The sequence below is a fragment of the Larkinella terrae genome, assembly GCF_009668025.1.
GTDB classification, from domain to species: Bacteria; Bacteroidota; Bacteroidia; order Cytophagales; family Spirosomataceae; genus Larkinella; species Larkinella terrae.
Map to the genome: position 1 here is coordinate 452,831 of NZ_WJXZ01000014.1, position 21,130 is coordinate 473,960.

Annotated in this window: 12 protein-coding genes; 2 read left to right on the forward strand and 10 right to left on the reverse strand. The window is 51.0% G+C overall.

Annotated elements, in window-relative coordinates; all coding sequences use genetic code 11:
• Window positions 1–117 precede the first annotated feature (117 nt).
• Window positions 118–3,102: a putative Ig domain-containing protein gene (locus GJJ30_RS23785; RefSeq protein WP_154177687.1), complete on the reverse strand. Its 2,985-nt coding sequence runs from the start codon at window positions 3,100–3,102 to the stop codon at window positions 118–120.
• A 367-nt stretch (window positions 3,103–3,469) separates the two neighbouring features.
• On the opposite strand from GJJ30_RS23785, the gene GJJ30_RS23790 reads away from it, so the two are divergent.
• Complete coding sequence (locus tag GJJ30_RS23790) at window positions 3,470–3,775, forward strand: hypothetical protein (protein ID WP_154177688.1); 306 nt, start codon at window positions 3,470–3,472, stop codon at window positions 3,773–3,775.
• A 17-nt stretch (window positions 3,776–3,792) separates the two neighbouring features.
• On the opposite strand, the gene GJJ30_RS23795 is transcribed toward GJJ30_RS23790, so the two are convergent.
• Both GJJ30_RS23795 and GJJ30_RS23800 read right to left on the reverse strand, forming a co-directional pair.
• A complete protein-coding gene (locus GJJ30_RS23795; RefSeq protein ID WP_154177689.1) occupies window positions 3,793–6,855 on the reverse strand; it encodes a two-component regulator propeller domain-containing protein in 3,063 nt (1,020 codons plus the stop codon).
• Window positions 6,840–7,613, reverse strand: a complete 774-nt coding sequence (locus GJJ30_RS23800) for a LytR/AlgR family response regulator transcription factor (RefSeq protein ID WP_154177690.1) — start codon at window positions 7,611–7,613, stop codon at window positions 6,840–6,842. The genes GJJ30_RS23795 and GJJ30_RS23800 overlap by 16 nt, the downstream gene beginning before the upstream one ends.
• 447 nt (window positions 7,614–8,060) lie before the next feature.
• Here GJJ30_RS23800 and GJJ30_RS23805 point away from each other — a divergent pair, with 447 nt between their 5' ends.
• Entirely contained in the window at window positions 8,061–10,421 is a 2,361-nt protein-coding gene (locus tag GJJ30_RS23805) for an ABC transporter permease (RefSeq protein WP_154177691.1), read from the forward strand.
• Window positions 10,422–10,445: 24 nt separating this feature from the next.
• Here GJJ30_RS23805 and GJJ30_RS23810 read toward each other — a convergent pair whose 3' ends face one another.
• From GJJ30_RS23810 to GJJ30_RS23840, 7 genes are all read right to left on the reverse strand, one after another.
• The gene (locus tag GJJ30_RS23810; protein WP_154177692.1) at window positions 10,446–11,606 is read right to left on the reverse strand and encodes a glycoside hydrolase family 43 protein; all 1,161 of its coding nucleotides are present in this window, start codon (window positions 11,604–11,606) and stop codon (window positions 10,446–10,448) included.
• A 233-nt stretch (window positions 11,607–11,839) separates the two neighbouring features.
• Window positions 11,840–14,971, reverse strand: coding sequence for an efflux RND transporter permease subunit (locus GJJ30_RS23815; RefSeq protein WP_154177693.1), 3,132 nt, complete (start codon window positions 14,969–14,971; stop codon window positions 11,840–11,842).
• A gap of 66 nt (window positions 14,972–15,037) precedes the next feature.
• The gene (locus GJJ30_RS23820) at window positions 15,038–16,093 is read right to left on the reverse strand and encodes an efflux RND transporter periplasmic adaptor subunit (RefSeq protein WP_154177694.1); all 1,056 of its coding nucleotides are present in this window, start codon (window positions 16,091–16,093) and stop codon (window positions 15,038–15,040) included.
• Window positions 16,094–16,181: 88 nt separating this feature from the next.
• A complete protein-coding gene (locus tag GJJ30_RS23825; protein WP_154177695.1) occupies window positions 16,182–17,513 on the reverse strand; it encodes a TolC family protein in 1,332 nt (443 codons plus the stop codon).
• 77 nt (window positions 17,514–17,590) lie between these two features.
• Complete coding sequence (locus GJJ30_RS23830) at window positions 17,591–18,067, reverse strand: MarR family winged helix-turn-helix transcriptional regulator (protein ID WP_154177696.1); 477 nt, start codon at window positions 18,065–18,067, stop codon at window positions 17,591–17,593.
• A gap of 204 nt (window positions 18,068–18,271) precedes the next feature.
• The gene (locus GJJ30_RS23835; protein WP_154177697.1) at window positions 18,272–19,669 is read right to left on the reverse strand and encodes an FGGY-family carbohydrate kinase; all 1,398 of its coding nucleotides are present in this window, start codon (window positions 19,667–19,669) and stop codon (window positions 18,272–18,274) included.
• 111 nt (window positions 19,670–19,780) lie between these two features.
• The gene (locus tag GJJ30_RS23840) at window positions 19,781–21,055 is read right to left on the reverse strand and encodes a sugar isomerase (RefSeq protein ID WP_154177698.1); all 1,275 of its coding nucleotides are present in this window, start codon (window positions 21,053–21,055) and stop codon (window positions 19,781–19,783) included.
• Between the last annotated feature and the right edge of the window lie 75 nt (window positions 21,056–21,130).

Here is a 21,130-nt window from a genome sequence, read left to right on the forward strand (position 1 = left end):
GAAAGATTTTAAACCGAAAAAAGAACCGCCTTTCGGACTTTGGCTGTGATGCTCAAACGAAGAAAGGAGGTTTTTTTTATGTTGACGACAGGCCAATAGACAGGCTTGGCGGATTTCCTACCGTTTAACGATTTTCCGGACGACCTGCCGGAGCCCGCCCGATACCCGCAGCAAAAGGAGGCCCTGGGGTTGTTGCCGCACATCCAGCGTCACAACCTGCGTCGCTTCACCTTTTTCAAACTGAATCTGCTGAACCAGACGGCCGTTGCCATCCAGGAGTTGGACATCCAGCGGCTGATCTTCGGCCCCGCGCACTTCCGCCTGCACCTGCTCGGAAACCGGGTTTCCCAAAACCCTAACCTCCAATTCGGCCCCCAATTCGGCGGATAACCGCCCGCCCGCTGGACACACCAGTGCCTTGCCCGACCATTTGAGGACATAACTGGAACCGGCTACCCGCGCGTACATCAGCCGGGATTGGCCATCTTTCAGAGCATCCGGCACCGGAAAACTGTACGCATGCTCCCCATTTCCTTTCTTGGCGTCCTTCAGGTCCGGACGGTAGATGTTGGCCGACGTAGTGCCCCAAACCGTATTACCGGTGTAAAACTCGATGGTTACCGGAGTGTTGGGTTTGGTTGCATCCCAAACCCAGCCCCGGATCGTACCGCATTCCACCTTATCCAGATACCCTTCAAACTGACTATCGCTGAGGGGTGGGTTGCCCGGATTGGGATCGACCGGCGGATTTCCCGGATTGGGGTTTTCATTGGCGCACTGGAGGGTTTTCGGAGCCCATTTCAGGATGAAACCGGTGTTCTCGACTTTCGCGGTGATGAGGTGCGGCTTTCCGTCTTTCAGGCTAGCGGGCGTCGAAAAGCTGTAGGCGTGGGCGCCATTTCCCTTGCCGGAATTTTTCAGGTCATCCCGGAAAATACTGGCGACGGTAGTTCCCACGATAGCGCCATCCGCCGAAAACTCGATGGTGACGGGGCTATTTGGTTTGGCCGCGTCCCAGGCCCAGCCCCGGAAAGAACCACATTCCACTTTGTCCAGATACCCTTCAAAGTTCCCGCCAATGCCTCCGCCACTGACGTTGACCGTGAGGGTAAAACCGCCCTGCGCCTTCAGTCCGCCCGGGTCGGTGGCGGTAATGGTGACGGGGTATGTACCGGGTTGATTGGCCGTGCCGGCAATGGTTTGGTTGGAAAGAGTCAGGCCGCTGGGTAAACCGCTGGCGGACCAGACCAGTGATTGGCCTTCGGGGTCGGAGAACGCATTCGTTGGCAGGGTAAAATTGACCGCGCTACCCGACTGGACAACCTGATTGGTAAATGATCCCTGATAAACCGGGACCAGGTTGGGGTTGCTGTTACCCACCGTCACAACGCCGGAAAGTGGAACAATGACCCATTCACCGGTCCCGTTGCCGATCGAAACACTGATTAGTCCATAATGAGGCCCGGCTGGTAAACCGGCTTTTAGGCGAACCAGCATCGGGTGTTCTTTAAAAATGACACTTTCTTCTTTGGTTAGGTTAAAAAATCCGGAGCCATAGTTGATGTTGTCAAACGAAATTTCGTAATCGCCGAGAATGTTCACCCCGTACGCGTATTCGGCCTTTGGGTTGGCTTGCTGAATAACGAGGGACTTCGTCGCGGAGGGGATCGCCGAGGTGGTCGAAAAATTGTCCAACTTTTTCGGGATTGCCTGTAGGGGCTGGGTGGCACAGGTGGCCTGATTAATGGCAAAGGATGATGACTCGACCAGGTATTCGGTTCCGAGTTGGGGGACCACCAGGGCTGCGATTTTATAGGCGTTTCCGTCTGGCAGTAAGGCTAATTGTTGGGTGTTTTTATCCGGACCAACCAAAAGGATTTGTTTTTCGAAAGTAGCGTTGTTGGGACTAATTTCGAGGGGTTGAAAGTTAGTATTGGTGAAGTTCCCCTGCGCATCAGAAATGAGCATGGCAAGCTTGGCATCCTGAGGTAAACAGTGGGTCATGATTTTTACAGAAACCGCATTTCCGGAACAAAATTGCGTGCCCGACAACTGCAGGGCAACCTCACCATTCCCGATGGCATCCACCGTAAAGGGTGCGCTGGCGGGACTATCCTGGGTAAATCCCCCGCCGTTGGCCCGCAGCTTGATGCGGTACTGGCCCTTGGGAAGGTTATTTGGCAATTCGATGGTGCCTAAGCCCGGTTTTTCCTGGGTCATAAGCAACTGAAGCGGATTGGCGAAATCGCCTTTTGCGTCAGAGAGAAAAGGCGTATAGTCGAAAGGATCATTCGCTTGAAAGACGCCCCCGCAACCTGCGCTGAAACTGATTCCGATGGTACCCCCCGTACACGTTGGCACATTGGTCAGGGAGGGCGCCCCTGAAAAAGTAAAACCTGTCACCGTGAAGAGATCGCTAGGCTCGCTGGTGACGTGCTCGCCCTGAAGTCGAATCCGGTACGTACCGGCCTTGAATGGCCCCGATGTCGGAATCGTTATCGAACCGGTTTTTTTAAAACCCGTCGCAATCGTATAGCCCGGAAAATTTCCGTTTTCGTCGGATAACTCAATGTAGTAGGTTGGGATGCCATCCGAAATACAGTTAGCGGAAGCCTGAAGGGTTATAAATCCCGTACCACACAAATAGTACGCACTGATGACGGGTTTCCCCAGACGGGGAAGAACGGTAAACGCCCCACTGTTCCTGGAATCAAGGTATTTAGAATGAGCGGGGTCCTGAATGTCTTTCGCCTGGACTAAAAGCGTATACTTGGTCCCGGGTTCCAGGTTGTCCGGGAGTGTAATGGTCGCTTTGGGTTCGTCAACCGCGTCGAGGTATTTCGGACTGGAATATTTTCCCTGCGCGTCCGACAGGTAAATATTGTATTGGACCTTCTTGGGCATATTGGTTACCTCCATCGTTATAGCGACCTCAGATCCCTGACAAAACGAGGTGCCCTGCACGGTGACCGCTGTAATGAGGGCCGGATCACCTAAACTGACCTTATTGGCAAAAATTGGACGCGCACTGAGCAGCCCGATGAGCAGGCAGAGGATGACACCGTTTTGTCGGTTAATAAAGCGTACGGGTAGAGAGAGCATAAGGAGCGGTTTTGAAACGGTTCGTATTGTTGTTCGTTCCAAAGTTGGCCCTTCACCCGGCGACGGCTCAAAAAAAACCTGATTAATGACGCAGGACTGCCAACGAATCGTAGCATTTTGCCGTTCGATCGTGGCGGTTTTCCCGGCAAACGATACCCTGATCCGACCGAAAACCGTCCGGCTACGGGAAAGGCGAACTTTATTCCCAATCGCAATTCATCGGGCTAACTGCGTCATTGATTACCCCAAAGTCGCCTTTTACCAAGTCCTCTTTGAACCGGACCGGTCACGATATGTAGCTTTGGATTGCCTGCGAATGACAAATGAAATCGTTCATTCTGACAACTATTTAATCACAACCCTGCTCATGAGTCCGATCCTTAAAATCGTTTTTGCCGTCCCGCTGGTTTTGAATGCGCTGATCACCACCTTCTATTTTGTCCTGAACTTCTGGGGTGTTCTGACGGGAATGGGACCTTCTCACAGCCGGATTAACGACTGGATCGTGCTGACGGGTCTGGCAACCATTCTGGCGCTGCTCGGCTGGGCGTATCACCTGGCGATCGTTCAGGAGCGGTCGCTGGCGGGGTTTGGCGTTTTAGGATTATCCATTCTGGCCTGGCCGTTGATATTCCTGGCCATGCTTCTCTTTGGCAAGGTACACTGGCAATGACAAAATCCAGAAACCGCTCAGAGCAAAGGGACGCCGACGATAAAGTGCGTGGCGGTTTCGGAAATGGTGAGGTCGCGCTGGCTGAGGTATTGATAGAGCGATTTGAGACTGGCCAATCCCTGTTTGTGGGACGTTTCGACAAACTCTTTCCGTTGCAGGGAATTTTCGATCCAAAGGGTATGCTCCCGCGTGTAAATACGGATCACAAGCGGACTTGCTTTGTCGATGATGTTGTGTTTGATCGCATTCTCGAGCAAGTTCTGAATCGTAACCGGCACGATCTGTCGCGACAGGTTGTCGGGATCGACCTCGATTGCAATGTTCAGGCCCTCTTTGAACCGCGCCCGCTGTAAATCAATGTAATGCTGGACAAAACTCAATTCATCGGCCAGGCTCACTAGTTCCTTGTCCTTGTTCTGAAGAATATACCGGTAAATAATCGACAGCTTGCGCAGGAAGGCGGAGGCCTCCCGCGGATTCAGGATGATCAGGCTGTTGAGCGAGGTCAGGCTGTTGAATAGAAAGTGGGGATTAAGGTGATTGATCAGGTTTTGGTACTGAATTTCGGTCTTGTCGCGGGCGAGTCGGCTGGCCTGCATGTGGAGGGTGTGGACCTTTTCAATCTGCCGGGCCCGGTACCGCAAAAATCCGATGGCCAATCCCAGCAAAGCCACGGCAATACTCACCCAGAATCCGGCTGTCTGGTAGAACAGAGTAGCCAGGTGAATGGGCAGGGTTTTGACGGGGGTTTCCCGGCCGTCGGGCGCAACGCCTTTGATCCGAAACAAATAGTTACCGCCGGGCATGCGGTTGTAGACGGCGTAACGAAGTTCACCGGCCGGTTTCCAGTCTTCATACCCTTCCAGTTGGTAAAAATAGTCAAACGGCGTGTGTGAATCCGAGAGGAGCGCCCCGAAATGGACCGTAAAACCGGTTTCGTCCGCTTTCAGATTGACTTGCGTTAAGTCCTGATGGTTGAGATAAAGGGAGTCGCCGACGGTGACCTGGCTTATCAGCAACTGACTTGGCAAATAAGGAGGTTGTTTTACCAGTTTCTCGGGCGAAAACTCGACCAGATAGCCTTTGAGCGCTCCCAGAATATGTCCGTTGCGAAGCGGAAACAGCTTGTTTAAATACTCCTGGTTGGAGGAACTATACGGCAGGGTGAAATTGACGAACCGGTTGGTGCGGGGCGAAAAGACCGAAAACTTGTTGTAAGCTCCCACCCAGATGTTGCCGAAAGCGTCCGGTAAAACCGCCAGACAGTGGTCGTACGCCAGCCCCTCGTTTTCTGTCCAGTTTGTATACCGGTGTGTCCGCGGATTATACCGCAATAATCCGAAACCGTTGGTGCTCATCCAGAAATTACCCGCTGAATCTTCGGTGATGTCAGAAACGCTTTTTTCATACGGATGATCCCGGGTGTGTTCGTCCAGTTCGAACGTATTCAATTGGGGCGAAAACCGTGCGATTCCGGCCGGATACACGTCAACCCAAATCGTATTGTGCCGATCCTTGAAGATGTAACTCAGCATAAATTGATCCCGGCCGGGAGGGGGCGTAATGGAAAACGTCTCCCACTGCCGGTTGAGGAAATGGTACCGGTAAGCCTCTTTGGATTCGCCCGTCACCCAAAGCGTTTCGCCTTCTTTCAGAATATTCCAGACTCTGACGTTCTGCCGCCGGATGCTGGGCGGCAGGGGCAGGTCGGAAAACCGCCGGGTCTTCGTGTCAAACGTGAACAGGCCGGTTTCGCCCGCCAGATAAAGCGTTTCGCCGGAGCGGGCTATCGAAGAAATGACCCTGCCGTACGGCCGCTCCGCGCTTGCGTTGGGCAGCCGGTAAATTTCGAGCCGGTTGGTTTGCGGGAAATAATGCAGCAATCCCCGAATGGAGGTTCCCAGCCACCAGGACCCATCATCGTCTTCCACAATGCAGTGGATGCCGCGTTCGTCGTTCAGGGCAGGAAAGAGGGTGCCGATATTGTACACATTGTAAAAGGCCCGTTCGGGATTTGTGAGCGAAATACCATTCACCGTACCGAGCCAGACCGAGCCATCGGGGTGTTGCCACCCCGCCCAGAAAAAACCGCCCGCAATCGAAGTAGGACGGTCCTCGTCGTGTTCCAGCTCGGTAACCTGTTCGTAATCAGCCGAGATGTGAAACAGCAGGTAATTCCACGAGCTCGTCCAGAGGTTATGCTGCCGGTCCACAAAAATGGTGGCCATGTCGAATACATCCCGCTTTTTCTGGTGACTTGTAGGCGCAATCGTTTTTAAGATTCGGCGTTGGGCAAGGCTGAAAACGACGATCTGACGTGCGGTATTGTCCGAAAAAATCAGCCGTTCGCCGTCCAGCGCCAGTGCCGACACGCTGTGATCGGTAAAGATGGGGAGATGCCCGGGATTATTGGCCTGACTGATGAATTCCTGCTGGTCGGCGTCGAAATAGGAAAGCCCACGCCAATGAGCGAGCCAGAATCCGTGGCGGTGGGGATCTTCCAGGAGCCCGTTTTTCGCAATTTCCCGCAACGCCGTGCGGGGATTGTCCCCTTTGTGGAAGGGAAAATACTCCATTTGCCCCGTCCGGGTGTTGTACCGGTGCAGGCCGACGCCGGTACTCGTAAACCAGACGTCACCCCGACGGTCGGTGAGTACATTGCTGGTAAACCCCAATTTGTGCCCGTCAACGGACGTAATATTCCGAAACCGGCCGGTGGCTTTGTTGTAGCAACTGAGGCCGTTATCCAGGGCGATCCAGATATTGCCCTGGTGATCTTCACAAAGATCGTGGATCGTGTTGTTCAGCAGCGACTGGGGATCATTCCGCTGGTGTTTAAACGCATGAAACCGAACCCCGTCATACCGATTCAGTCCGTCGAACGTGCCGACCCATAGAAAACCGTCGCGATCCTGCAGAAAGCAGGTGGTGAAATTGATCGAAAGACCATCTTTTTCCTGAATATGCCGGAATTCGAATTGTACCGGTTGATTCCGGGCGGCTTTTGAGCGAGCCAGTCCGGCTAATCCAATCACGAGCCAAACCACCAGCCGGACGTGAACGCTTATTTTTCCAGCCATTTTTTGAACGAAGGAGCTTTGTCGCGGCTGATTTCAATGTTGAACTGGTGATTGGGGGCTTTCAGTTTCAGATGGAGTTTCAGATTCGCCAATCCCTTTACCTGATGGACGGCATCGATGTTGACGATACACTGGCGATTGGCCCGGTAAAACCGGTTGGGATCGATCAACTCTTCAATCTGGTCGAGTGTTTCGTACTCCAGAATATAGCGTTCATTGGTGTGGGTCACCATGAAATTCAGCTGGTCGCGCAGGAAATACGCAATCTGGGACACCTTAACGGGCACCCAACTGTTCCGGGCATTTCCCAGAAAATGTTCTTTGTAGGTTAAAGGCACCAGCGTCGGACTGCCGAGGGCTTCCACCAGTTTACGAATGTCCAGCGATTGATGGGAACGGGCGCGAACCAGTGTCCGGGCTTTGGCGATGGCGCATTCCAGCTCATCCCAATCCACCGGTTTCAGGAGGTAATCAATGCCATTGACCTTGAAAGCCTGGATGGCGTATTCGTTGTAAGCCGTTGTGAAAATGATGGGGCAGGAAAGTTGAAACCGTTCAAAGATGCGAAAACTGACGCCATCGGCGAGCTGCACGTCGGCAAAGATGATATCCGGCTCGGCGTTCTCGGCCAGCCAGTTCAGGGCGGTTTTGACACTGCCGACGGTTTTAATAATCTTCACGTCAGGATCGACCTGAGCGATACTGGTAGCCAGTTCCAGCGCAACTAGTTCTTCATCTTCAATAATCAGGGCCTTCATAACCGGGCAAGTGAATGGAATCTAATCCTAAATTCAGGACTTTTTCCGCAAAAAGTCAACAAATTCCCTTTAGAGCCTGAAAAGAGGAAATGAATGACGCAGAAACGGGATTGAGTCGTTGGCAACAGACGCCAATATTCCGAAGAAAAGGAAGTATCGTATCCTTAGTCGCTCCGATTTTGCAAGTCTGAAACAGGATGCAGCCGCGATTTTTTTAGGGTGACGCGCCATAATGCCTACCAGTTATAAACGATTTCTGCCAAACCTCACAAAATTCATTTTTTGCCGGTGTAGATTTCTATCTTTTCAAAACGATTTGGTTTTCTTTCCGGTTGCTGCCAACCAGTTTGAACGAATTCTATCCGTTTCCGGAAACGGACGCCAGCTAATTGCATCAGTTAATTTATCGAGAAAACCGTATTCAACAACAAATACTAACCCGCGATCATGATACAGAATTACGTTAAAATCGCTTGGAGAAATCTCCTGAAATACAAGCTCTTTTCCTTTATCAATATACTGGGACTAGGCCTGGCCATTCCATCCGTTCTGATGGGGTTAATTCAGATCGTAAATTATTATGAGTACGACAACTTTCACGAAGACGACGATCGAATCGTGCGTGTTATAACCGACGAAAAGCAGAAAGATGGGTCTGTCATAAACTGGGCGTCTAGCCCGGTTCCGCTCGGGACGTATGTCAGAGAAAAGTTTGTCGGTATTGACAACGCAACAACGATAGTGAGGGATTTCGACTGGGTTTTAAGCAATGGGCTAAAAACAAAAAATAGCCACGCGCTTTATACCGATAAATCCTTTTTTCAGGTTTTTAAATTTCCATTGGAAAAAGGTATTTATCCCTTGGAACCGAATACGATTGTGCTGACGCAGGAAACCGCCCAATGGTTTTTTAAAGATTCCAACCCCATTGGTAAAAGCCTGGAACATTCAACCTACGGGAGTTTTAGAATAGTTGGTGTTTTAAAACCTTTCAATCAGCAAAAGACGCAGTTTAGAACAGATGTAATGGTTTCATTTGCCAGTTATTTAACCCGAAATAATAAACCGAATGACTGGTCGACGCTTCATGCGCACACTTTTTTAAAACTATCAAAAGAAACAACTACCGATCATCTGGATAAGTTACTGGCCAATACCTCGGTACATATCAATACATTACTTAAAACGTCGGAAAATAAGAATCTGCAATTCAAAGCTCAATTCCTGTCTGAGATTTCACCGGCGAAGGAAATTTTAGAAAATGATCCTTACGTTCAGGACGTGAGAAGTATCTCCCTGAATTTTGCGTTTCAACTCATCATTATTTTACTCGCGTCTCTCAATTATATCAATCTCACACTGGCCCGGTCCATGAACCGAAGCCGCGAAGTGGGTGTGCGAAAAGTAGCGGGCGCCACAAAAGCCCAACTGGTTCTTCAGTTTTTGGTCGATTCCGTCTTGATTTCGTATCTGGCCCTGGGCATTGGCCTGTTTTTATTGTGGGTGATAAAGAACCAGATTCATGTGTCGTGGCTGACCTGGGACATCGACCATTGGGGCTACCTGCTCCTGATATTTTTCGGATTTAATCTGATTCTGGGCTTAATAGCCGGAGCTTTTCCCAGTTTAATTCTCTCTTCTTTCCAGCCCGTAAAGGTGTTGAAAGGCGCGATATCACCGGCGAGTTTTGGCAAGATAGGTTTTCGGAAATCCTTAATAATCGGTCAGTTTACGATCGCTTTGGTCTATATTTTTTTTATGGGACATGCCTTCCATCAAATCAATTACATGGCCAATGACAATGAAAACTACCACCGCCAGGATATTCTAAACATCAACCTGGCCGGTCATCAGAATAAACCGCTTGCCACGGATCTAAGCGCCATTAAAGAAGTGCAGAAGATCGGCTACACGTCCCTTACATTTGGCAATATGCCCACGCGTTCAGGCATTAAAAAGGTAAAGGATGAGGCCGAAAACCTGGCTTATTACTATGCCGCAGATCATAATTTTATCGAGAATATGGGGCTGAATGTAGTGTCAGGAACGAATTTAATTGCCAGTGATTCAGAAGCACCTTCACCTATGATTGTGGTCAATCAAAAGGCGGTTGAAAAACTCAGACTTGGCTCGGAACAGGAGGCAATTGGAAAGCTTATTCTATTGAATGATACGGTTTCGGCAACCATTATCGGGGTCGTGGCTAATTTCTGCCATTACGATTATGAACGAAAGATAGAGCCAATGGTTTTTCAGTACCAGCCCGCCTTATTTAAAGTTATGTGTTTAAAAACAAGCCCAGTCAGCGATCGAAAATTGGTGGAATCGACGATTAATGAGCTGTGGAATAAGCACAATCCGCATCAGGAAATGAACGCTTCCTGGCTCGATACCGACATGTACGAGCGCTATTATCCATACGAAGACATGCGGTTTTCGGGCATGGAAGGAATTGTCATTTTAGTGATAGCAATATTAGGATTAATCGGTATTCTTACCTACAGTCTGGAGAAACGCACCAAGGAAATTGGCATCAGAAAAGTAATCGGGGCAACCGCCTTCGAAATCGTGAAATTGATGTCGAATGACTTTATCAAACTGCTGGCCATCGCTACCATTATTTCCATCCCGCTCGGTATTGCCGTTGCCGTTTTTATGAATAGCTTTTTTATTTTTAATAACGGAATTGGCTATTTACCGATGTCCTTACTGTTATCCGTCATTATCGGGGTTGCTCTGGGGGCGGTGGGCTACTTTTCATGGAAAGCCGCCCAAACCAATCCCGCCAGAACGCTGAAAGCTGAATAAACTGTCGAAATACCGGGTCTTGCATTACGGTTTTTTACCGGCTTTTGGCGCGCCCGAAGGAAGGTTCTGCGGACTGGTGGTCGGGCCGGAAATGGTGATGATGCCGTTTTTGACCTGCATGCGGTCAATGAAAACCACCCGCTCTTCACCGGTTTTGGCGGTTCGGCCGTGGTAAACGCAGAACATTTCCTTGCCGTCGGGGGAGTAAGCGATGCTGTTGTGACCGGTTCCCGTTACGATCCCTCCTTTGTCGACATTCTGTTGCAGAACCGGATTGTTAGCTGCTTTTTTGAACGGGCCCAAAGGCGATGCGGAGGTAGCATAACCAATGGCATAATACCGGCCGCCAAAATGATTCGCCGAATACATGATGTAGTAGGTGTTCCCCTTTTTAAACGTAACCGAACCTTCCGTCCAGCGACGGTTTACCTCGCGGGCCGTTACCGACCGGCTTTCCCATTCGGCCTGCCTGTCATTGAGCCGAACCGGAGGGCGCAATACCAGAACGGGCTGGCCGATTACACCGCTGAAATCCGGTTTCAGTTCAACCCCGTACACCCAGCTTTCCTCAATCTCCTTGTACCAGCCTTTCTGGCGGGCTAAATCCGCCACTTCGCTCTCCACAGGATGTTTGTAGCAGGCCCGCGAGTAATACAGATAGGCCTTGCCGTTGGGATCAAAAAAGACGTTGCCATCGATGATCGGGTAACCCGGATCGAAAATGGGTTTGTCCGTCAGGTCAACAAAAGGACCCGTGGGCTTATCGGCAACGGCAATCCCAACGCGGAAATTTTCTACTTCGTGGGTCGGATTCACCTTCCACTGGGCGCTGTAAACCAGGTAAAACTTCCCTTTTACTTCGTAGACTTCCGGTGCCCAGTAGGCCCCGCCCCAACTGGCTTTGGGATCACTCCAGCCGTTTTTATTATCGTGAAAGTAGACCTGCCCTTCCGGTTGCCAGTTCACCAGATCTTTGGAAGAATAAGTGACAAATCCTTTGTCGGCTCCACCGCCCGTCCCGTAGAGGTAATACGTCCCCTGCGTAAATAAAATATAAGGGTCGCCGAGTTTCACCGGTAGCGGATTGGAAAAGGTGTCGGTAGCTACCCGCTGCGCGGTTTGTGCCGGAGCGGTTTTCACCAATATCAAATACACGAATAAGATAAACAGCACGGATCGTTTCATTGGAATGATCGGATTGGGATGTAAAAGCAAGACTTCAATCGACAAAGTAACGTTCTAAAAATTTAGGTAAAAAGCAGAATCGGGGTCACGCGGAGCCTATAAACGAAAATCGGCACCGAATTGCTCCAGTGCCGATTCTATACTACGATTAGTCATCGCAGCGCCTTTTGGGTCGCATTTGCAGATAACTCACATTTCTCTACTCTCACTTCTCGTTTCTCACTTCTAAAAAATCAATCAATGGCCTGCGCTACTTCCAGCTCCTGCGGTTTTTTCGGTTTTACTTTCTTGCCGGAAAACCGGGCAATGATCCGGTCAACCACCAGGTACATCGATGGAACGATCAGCAGGGTCAGCAGGAGCGAGGAGGTCAAACCGCCGATGATGACCCAGGCCATCCCGTTTTTGGTTTCGGCTCCGGCGCCACTGGCCAGGGCAATCGGCAACATCCCCAGAATCATCGCCAGTGTCGTCATCAGAATCGGGCGTAACCGCTCTTTTCCGGCTTCGATCAGCGCATGGATCACATCATGTCCTTCGGCTTTTAGCTGGTTCGCAAAGTCAACGATCAGAATGGCGTTCTTGGCTACCAGACCGAGCAGCATGATCATCCCGACAATCGAGAAAACCGTCAGGCTTTCCATCGTCAGGGCCAGCGCCAGCAAGGCACCAATCAGCGCCACCGGAATCGAGAACAACACGACGAACGGATACACCACGCTTTCGTAGAGTGCCACCATGATGAAATACACCAGCAGAATGGCAATCATCAACGCCAGACCGAGACTACCGAACGCGTCGGATTGTTGCTGCAACTGACCCAGGTACTGGACCGAAACGCCTTCCGGCAATTTCACTTTCGCCATTTTGGTCTGAATATCCGTGCCCACCGTTCCGACCGGGCGACCCACCACCTGGGCGTTGATCGTCACCGAAGAAAGCCGGTCGATACGTTCCAGCACACTTTCACCGATCTGCTCCTGAACGGTGGCAAATTGCGACAGTTCGAACATTTTGCCCTGATTATTCACGAACGTCAGGCGGCTGATGTCCTCCGGTTTGGTGCGGTCGAACCGATCCAGGCTGATTAGAATATCGTATTCGTTTCCGTTTTGCTTGAACTTCGATTGATCGTTGCCCCGGAACGCGTTCTGCAAAGCCATCCCGACATCCGACGCATTGATGCCCAATTGAGCCATTTTCTCCCGATCCAGATTCACCGTCACCTCCGGTTTGGGATCTTTCACCGAATATTTCACGTCCTGCGTTCCCGGAACGGACTGCGTCACCTCTTTAACCTGCGCGGCCGCTTTCCGAATATCCGCCAGATTGGTTCCTTTCACGGCAATCTGAATCGGAGCCTGCTGCGCGCCCACGATGCCCACCGGACTGACGGTTACTTTCACCCCCGGTATTTGCGAAACTTCTTTTTTCAGAATCTGGCCAAACCCTTCCGTCGAAACCGTGCGCAGTTTTTTATCGACCAGTTTCACGTTCAGATCGGCAATGTTGCTGTTCGATGAAGTGGCAATACCGCTGCTCGTATACCCCACGTTTGTAAACACATTGGTCACTTCGGGGTGTTTCATAATGATTTGCTCGGCCTGCTGCGCCAGGGCGTTGGTCTGGTAAATGGAAGCCGTCGGAGCCAGTTCAATCTGAACGCTCATTTCGCTCTGGTCACTGGCGGGCATGAACGCACCGCCGATGAAACCCGCCGGAACCAGCGCAATAGCGCCCACCAGCATGGCAAAGATGCCCAGGAAAATGTAGCGTTTGTGACCCAGCACCCAGATCAGAATGCGTCCGTAAGCCTCCGTCAGCCGATCCAGCATGTGTTCAAAACCCAAATTCAAACGACCCCAGAGCGATTTTTTGCTCAGCACTTCAATTTTACCAAAGCGCGAAGCCAGCAAGGGCGTCAGCGTAAAGGAAACCAGCAAACTCATCAGCGTCGAGAAAACCACTACCAGGGCAAACTCCCGCAGAATGTTCCCGATCAAACCGCCGGTCATGGCCAGCGGTACGAAAACCACCACGTCGACGAGGGTGATCGCCAAAGCCGTAAAACCGATCTCGCTCCGGCCATCCAGTGCCGCCTGCCGCTTGTCTTTCCCCATTTCGAGGTGGCGGTTGATGTTTTCCAGGACCACAATCGAGTCATCGACCAGAATACCAACCACCAGCGACAAGGCCATCAGGGTCATCAGGTTCAGCGAAAAACCCATCAGGTACATCAATGCAAACGTCGGAATCATCGACGAAGGCAGCGCAACCAGGACGAACAGAGCCGAACGGAAGCTGTGGAGGAACAGAAGCATGACCACCGAAACGATCAGAATGGCCAGCCCCATATCGAACACCACCGCGTTGGCCGAGGCCAGCGTATAGACTGACTGATCGGAAGCGATGTTGAATTTCAGCTTGACCTTGCTGTATTGTTTCTCCAACTGGGCAATTTTAGCCTGCGTCAATTGGCTGACCGAAACCGCATTGGCATCCGACTGTTTCTGGATTTGCATCCCGATGGACGGCTTGGCGTTGATGTGGTTGATCGCAGTCGGTTTGGTAGTGGCATCCACCACTTCGGCAACATCTTTCAGTAAAACCTGGCTACCGTTCGTTTTGCGGGCAATAATCAGTTCACGTAAGCGGTTGGTGGTTTCGACGGAAGCATCAAACCGGATCGAATATTGCGACTCCTGGGTTTCCAGCTGACCGGCCGGGTAACTCGTATTGGCTGCCGTAATGGCCTGCGAAACCTGACCGATCGAAACGCCGTAAGCCCGGAGTTTTTCCGGATTGACGTTCACCTGAATTTCCCGCTCGTTTCCGCCGATGATGTTCACCTGACCAACGCCCGAGACGTTCGATAGTTGCGGTTTTAAGTCGTTGTCAATCAGGTCGTATAATTCGGTTGGTGACAGATCGGCAGTGACGCCCATCCGCAAAACCGGTATTTCGTCCGTCGAGAATTTGTTCAGAATCGGGCGGTCGGCACCGTCGGGCAGTAGGTTCACAATCTGCTCCACCTTGCGCTGGGCATCCTGTTGAGCTAGTGTCGTGCTGACACCGTTTTTGAGCTGAATGATCACAATCGAAGCGCCTTCCTGCGAGGTCGAGGTCATGCGGTCCAGCCCTTCCAGCGACGACAGCGCGTCCTCAATCCGCTTGGTAACGTTCGTCTCCACCTCATCGGCCGAAGCGCCCCGGTACGTCGTGGCCACGCTGATGACGTTGGCTTCGAATTTCGGCAATAAATTATAAGATAATTGCTTGTAACTCAGCGCACCGAATAGAATCAGTACGATGAATACGGTTGTCACCAGCAACGGCCGTTTAACAGCTATTTCGGATATTGACATTGTTGTAAGTGTTTACGTACCCACGGACCGGCGGGCGCTCCCGTTTTGTCCGTGGTACTTTTACTTTTATTTTGTAATCTCGATGGATTTGCCGTCCGTCAAATTCAGCTGGCCCGTCGTTACGATCTGATCACCAGCCGCTAAACCGTCCAGCACTTCGATCGAATCGCCAAACTCGCGGCCCACTTTGATGACCCGTTTCTTCACGGTATTGCCGTTAACAACATACACATACGGATTTTTAATGCTTTCAACGAGCGCCATACGCGGAATCTGCAAGGCTTTCTGGTTGGATTTCTGCGAGAAATCGACGTTGACAAACGTTCCGGCTTTCAAACCTCCGGCATTGTCGATCGTGATTTCAACCGGATAATTGTGCTCGTCGGTGCCTTGCGGAGCGATGTAGGAAATGCGGCCGTTGAAGGTTTTTCCCGGAAACACATCCGCCGTAACCCGAACCGTCTGGCCTTCGCTCAAACCGTATACGTCACTTTCGTTCACCGGAACCTGCACTTTCAGCCGGGCAACGTCCAGAACCGTTCCCAAAACCGTACCGACCGTAATGTACTCGCCCGGTTCGATGTTTTTCTTGACAATCCGGCCGCTGATCGGGGCTTTTACGCTGGCGTCCGCAATCTGTTTCTCAATTTGTTCGGCCTGATTGATAGCGTTTTCGTAGTTATATTTCGTCTCGTTCAACTGAATTTCGGTCGTCGCGTTCCCCGCCAGCAGCGTTGTATAGCGCGCCACGTCCTTTTTCAGTTTCTCGATGTTCAGCCGCGTAGCTTCCAGCGACAGTTCTTTCAGTTTGTTGTCCAGCTCGATCAGCGAAGTGCCCTGGCGGATCGACGAGCCCAGCTCAAAATTTACTTTCGTCACTTTCCCGGCGGTGGTTGCCGTGATATCGGCTTCCCTGAACGGAATGAGGTTACCGGTTTTGATCAGTTGCTGGCTGACGTTTCCTTCCGCGACCTGCGTAACGGTCACCGGAATGGCCGTGTTGGTGTTGGTCGGCAACTGGTTTTTTTCGTCGATTTTTTTCTTGTTGGAAGCCAACCGGAAGCCGATGAGCGACGTAACGGCTAAGATGGCTACTACAACGATGATGGTTGTCTTTTTCATGGGATTCGGTTGTATGACTTGGCGTTGGTCGGTTTAGCGTTTGCGGTTTCTTGTAGTAACCATAAACACTAAATCATAAACTGGTTTTTTATAGTTGGTTATAAAAGCTTAGCAACGTGCCCTGCGATTTTTCAAGATCCAGCCGGGCCTGATAAAAATTAATGAGCGAGTTAATGTAGTTCGACTGCGACTGTTGATACGAGTTGTCGGCGTTGATCAAATCCGTCAGCGTTTTGGTGCCCTGCTTGTATTGCAGCGTCGTCACGTTATAGACTTCCTGCGCCAGTTTCACGTTCCGGTCGTCATTCTGCACGTTGGCCTGCGCCCGCTGAATCTGCGATTGCGCGTTGTTGAACTGGAGCCGGTACGAAGCCGTGTTCAGCCGTTGCTGTTCTTCCTGCGTCAGCACCGTCAGCCTGGCCTGCTGAATCTGGGCGTCGCGCTGAAAACCGTCGAAAATCGGAACGTTCAACCGCAACCCGATGCTTCCGAAGCCCATGAAGTTGCTGAACGATTTGCTGAAATCATTCGCCAGCACCAGCGAACCGTAGTTGGCCGCAAAGTTCAGCGTCGGCAGATAACCCGCTTTGGTGCGTTGGAGTTGCAGCCGTTGCAGGGCCAGGTTGGTTTCGGCCTGCTGGAACGAAACCAGGTTTTTGGCGTCGAACTGCGATTGTTCCAGTGTCGGTGCCTGCTTCAGAATCACTGAATCGGTCAGCACCATGGCCTGTTCCTGCGGCAAGCCCATCTGGTATTTCAATCGGTTCAGCGCCAGGTTCAGATCGTTTTCGGCCAGCGACAACTGCGAGCGCGAGTTGTTCTGATTTACCTCCGTCCGGGTGTAATCAATCGGCTGAATAACGCCGTTGTCCCGTTGCAGTTTCAAAACGTCCAGCACCTGCTGCGTCCGTTCGATATTGTCTTTCAGCAACGCTATCTGTTGCTGGGCGATGAATACCTGATAATAATTGCTCGTGATGTTATAAATGATGTCTTCACGGGTTTGGCGGGTATTCAGTTCGGCCAGTTGCTGGTTCGGTTTGGCGGCTTTTAGGCCCAGCAGCAGCGATTTATCGTAAATCGGCTGGGTCACCTGCGCGTTGACGTTCGTCTGGTATTTTGAACCCAGCGTAATCCGGGTGGGTTCGGTGCTTCCCCCCAAACCGGCGGGCAACAAAGTCGATTGCAGTTTCAGGTTGTCGGTGAAGTTTCCGGTTCCGGTCACCTGCGGCAAATAAAGACCCACTGCCTGACGGGCCTGCTGATCAGCGGTTTGAGCCTGATACTGAGCAATTCGAACGGTTCCAAAATGCTGCAAACCGTAGTCGATGGCACCTTTCAAGGTCCAGTTCGTTTGCGCCCGGCCGGGCAACAAAGCCGTTGTTGAAAATAATAGAATAAGAGCAACTAACTTTTTCATGGTTGTATTATACTAAGAAAAACTTTTATTGTGGATATGTCAACAGTAGATATATCAACTATCTACTCAAATAAAAATTAGACTTCAATTAATGCCATTACTTTCCGAAGCAACCGGACCAGCGTCTCTACTTCTTCCGGCGTCAGCTGGCTGGTTACTTCTTCATCCAGTTTTTTTGCGGTATTGACTATTTTCTCGATAATCATTTTTCCGGCCGGCGTCAGCTGAATCAGGTTCTTGCGCCGGTCGATACTATCCGGCGTTATTCGAAGATATCCATCGCGCTCCAGCGTGCGAATTGAGCGTTGAATGCCCGATTTATCCTTTTGTAAAATATTGGCAATGTCCTGCTGCGACAGCAACCCTTCCGGTGAACAGTTCACCACAAAAAGCACCGGAAGCTGCTCTAACTGGAGCGATGACCCGGCTTTGGCCAGATCCCGGTTTGCTTTCTTGGCAAATAAATGGGAAACCTGGTTGACGTTAAATAAAACCAGACTGCCCATCATGGCGAATATCCGTTCTTTGATCGAGTTTTTTTGCTTCGTGATCATGGTGGCAAACTTATTATCTGTTGATATATCAACCAAATTTTTTTAAAAAAAGTTTTGTATTTTTTGAGGATACGGTTTATTAGCTTGATGAGCGGCAAAAGGAAAGAAAAACAAGAGAGGTTAGACAAGAGAGAATAGATTTGCAAGGTTTGCCCAGCAACAATTTCTCTTATCTAACCTCTCTTGTCTAACTTCTATTATCTATTAAACCGCATAACGGCCAGTAGCTGCGTAGTGCTTCAGTTCGATGGTGTCGCCGGGTAGTGGTTTGGTGTTCCAGTGATGGTGGATCGCCAGTGCCGAGCCGAGGGCGGTAGCCTGCGCCATCGAAGCGGCAAAAACTTCCGTTTGCGGAAACGCGGCTGCCAGCAAATTCATGTAAATCGGGTTTTTGCTAAAACCGCCATCCACGAAAATCCGCTTCACGGGTGAGTTTTCCAGCACCAGATTAGTCGAAACCAATTGTTGCGACACGATGTCTAAAATCAACTGATGGTAGGCTTCTTCGTACGTCCGGAAAGCCGACAGATCGCGGTATTTAAACAACGACTCCTGGAGCGGAGGGGCTTTTACATCTTCAAACCGGTTGTCGGAATTGGGGCGCGAATCCCGCAGATACTGAATGATATCTGCGTCATAATCAACCTGTTTGTAGTAATCGACGGCGGTTTCAAAGTGTGCGGCAATGCGTTTGGTCTGCTGCTCGTGCTCATATCCGGCAAAAAGCCGCGACGCCTTGATCGGTTGCCCTTGGTAGTGCAGGTAACACAAGCAATCGTATTGCAACTCCTCCGCCGTCAGCGGAATGGTGTTGAAGGGATTCAGGCTAATCGACCAGGTGCCGGTCGAGATCAGCACGAACGGTTCCTGAAACGACGCCAGGTACGGGATCAAAGCCGCCGAACTGTCGTGCAGCCCGACGCCCACTTTCAGGGGGTGATTCAGCCAGATGGCGCTCAGCACGCTGTCGGAAGTAAAAATAGGTCCGAACAGCTTGTCCAGTTTTTCGGCAATAACCCAGTCGTGGTACTGTTTCTTCGTAAAATCCCACAACATGGTGTGGCAGCCAATGCTGGTAACATCTGTCAACACCTGACCGGTAAACAGATAGCTCAGGTATTGCGGCAAATGCAGCGAATACCAGATGCGACGGAATAACTTCGGTTTGTCATACTTGATGCGGTATAACATCAGTCCCGAGTTCAGGCTGTCGAGCGCCGGAGAAGCGGTTTCCATCGCCAGCTTTGTCTCATCGCCATAGGTCTTGTAGAACTTCTGGCGGATTTCTGCGGGATACGGTTTCAGGTAATTATACAAAAAACCGATCGGTCGGCTTTCCTCGTCGAGGTGAACAAAACTAGCGCCGTAGGTCGAAAAATTCAGGGCTTTGATGTCGAATTCGGGCAGCTCCAGCACTTCCCGCAGCAACGCCTGAACCCAGGACGTCAAGCGGGTCAAATCTTCGCAGGGATCGCCATCATCGTCCACAATTTCCTCAAACGGCTCCGATCGTTCCCACACGATTTCATACCGTTCGTTAAACAGAAACAGCTTCTTATTCGTCTTCCCGATGTCGAAAATGGCGATTACTGGCGTTTTCATTGAGTGAATTGGCGAGTGAGTGATTGAGCGAGTGAACGATTAAGTGAAAGTAGACCGACATCAGCGCATTGGTACCCACTCAATCACTCAATCGCTAGTTCACTCAATAAGTTAAAGTCCCGTGGCGATGGTTTTTAATCCGCGTTCGCCGATGAGTTGCTGGCGGATGTTCAGTTGACGGAAAAGCGCCAGGGGTTGCAAGGCTCCACCGGCCCGCCGACGCGCTTCGGCTACCAGGGCGCGGACGTCAGTGCGGTAGGCTTCCTGCAGAATCTCCTGCGCCCGAACGACGTCGTTGGCTTCCCGGGCTTCTTCCAGTGCCGCCCGATCAACCAGCAGGGCCTGCGCGTAGGCCAGTTGAATGGCTTCGACCGATTGCAGCAAATCTTCCAGCGGATCCTTGACATTGTGACTGGCATCGATCATCCAACCCAAATCGGTTGCGTGATTCATGCCTTTGGCGTCCATGCCTTCAATCAATTCGTTGAAAATCAGGAATAACTGATACGGACGAATGCTGCCAACCGTCAGGTCGTCGTCGCCGTATTTGGAATCGTTGAAGTGAAAACCGCCCAGCTTGCCTTCCATTAATAATAGCGCAACGATTTGTTCAATGTTGGCATTCGGTAAATGGTGGCCCAGATCGACGAGGGTATAGGCTTTCGGGCCAAGCTTGTTAGCGTACAGCAGGGAAGCACCCCAATCGCCGACGGTCATCGAATAGAAATTGGGTTCAAACGCTTTATACTCGACAAATACCTTCCAGTTGTCGGGCAAAGCCGCGTAAATTTCCTGCAAACTTTCGTACGTCCGCTCAAACGCTTTCCGGAAATTGAGCTGGCCCGGAAAGCAGGAACCGTCGGACAACCAGACTGTCAACGATTCAGATCCTAACGCAACGCCGTGTTTGATAACCTCAATGTTGTGGTCGATCGCCTGTTGCCGAACCGCCCGATCAACGTGCTGCAGTGAGCCGAATTTGTAGCTCAGCGCCTGATCCGGCTGGTCCTGAAAGGTGTTGGAATTCATGGCGTCGAACCGCAAACCGAAGCTGGCGGCCAGACGTTTGATGGCTTCGCCGTCTTTCGGAATGTCCCAGGGAATGTGCAGCGAAATCGCGCCACTGGATTGATTCAGAGCGTGCAGTAAACCGACATCTTCAATTTTTTCCTCCAGCGAACGCGGTTCGCCACCGCCCGGAAACCGGCCAAACCGGGTTCCGCCGGTGCCCAGCGCCCAACTCGGAATGGCAATCTGGAAATCAATCAGTTTTTTGATGATCTCCTCCGCATTGGCGACTTCCTCGGTCCAGTACGACAACTTCCGCTGGTGAGCTTCCAGTGCCTTCTGGTTATGTTCGGCTATTTTATACGCTTCGAGTTTCATGAAGGGCTAGGGGTTTGAAGGGGTTATTTCGCGGAGATAAGCGGAGTAAAAGGAGTTGAGCAGCGAAAAAATAAA

Coding starts and splice junctions, on each gene's coding strand:
- GJJ30_RS23785 (WP_154177687.1), bottom strand. CDS start 3,102: ATGCTCTCTCTACCCGTACGCTTTATTAACCGACAAAACGGTGTCATC.
- GJJ30_RS23790 (WP_154177688.1), top strand. CDS start 3,470: ATGAGTCCGATCCTTAAAATCGTTTTTGCCGTCCCGCTGGTTTTGAAT.
- GJJ30_RS23795 (WP_154177689.1), bottom strand. CDS start 6,855: ATGGCTGGAAAAATAAGCGTTCACGTCCGGCTGGTGGTTTGGCTCGTG.
- GJJ30_RS23800 (WP_154177690.1), bottom strand. CDS start 7,613: ATGAAGGCCCTGATTATTGAAGATGAAGAACTAGTTGCGCTGGAACTG.
- GJJ30_RS23805 (WP_154177691.1), top strand. CDS start 8,061: ATGATACAGAATTACGTTAAAATCGCTTGGAGAAATCTCCTGAAATAC.
- GJJ30_RS23810 (WP_154177692.1), bottom strand. CDS start 11,606: ATGAAACGATCCGTGCTGTTTATCTTATTCGTGTATTTGATATTGGTG.
- GJJ30_RS23815 (WP_154177693.1), bottom strand. CDS start 14,971: ATGTCAATATCCGAAATAGCTGTTAAACGGCCGTTGCTGGTGACAACC.
- GJJ30_RS23820 (WP_154177694.1), bottom strand. CDS start 16,093: ATGAAAAAGACAACCATCATCGTTGTAGTAGCCATCTTAGCCGTTACG.
- GJJ30_RS23825 (WP_154177695.1), bottom strand. CDS start 17,513: ATGAAAAAGTTAGTTGCTCTTATTCTATTATTTTCAACAACGGCTTTG.
- GJJ30_RS23830 (WP_154177696.1), bottom strand. CDS start 18,067: ATGATCACGAAGCAAAAAAACTCGATCAAAGAACGGATATTCGCCATG.
- GJJ30_RS23835 (WP_154177697.1), bottom strand. CDS start 19,669: ATGAAAACGCCAGTAATCGCCATTTTCGACATCGGGAAGACGAATAAG.
- GJJ30_RS23840 (WP_154177698.1), bottom strand. CDS start 21,055: ATGAAACTCGAAGCGTATAAAATAGCCGAACATAACCAGAAGGCACTG.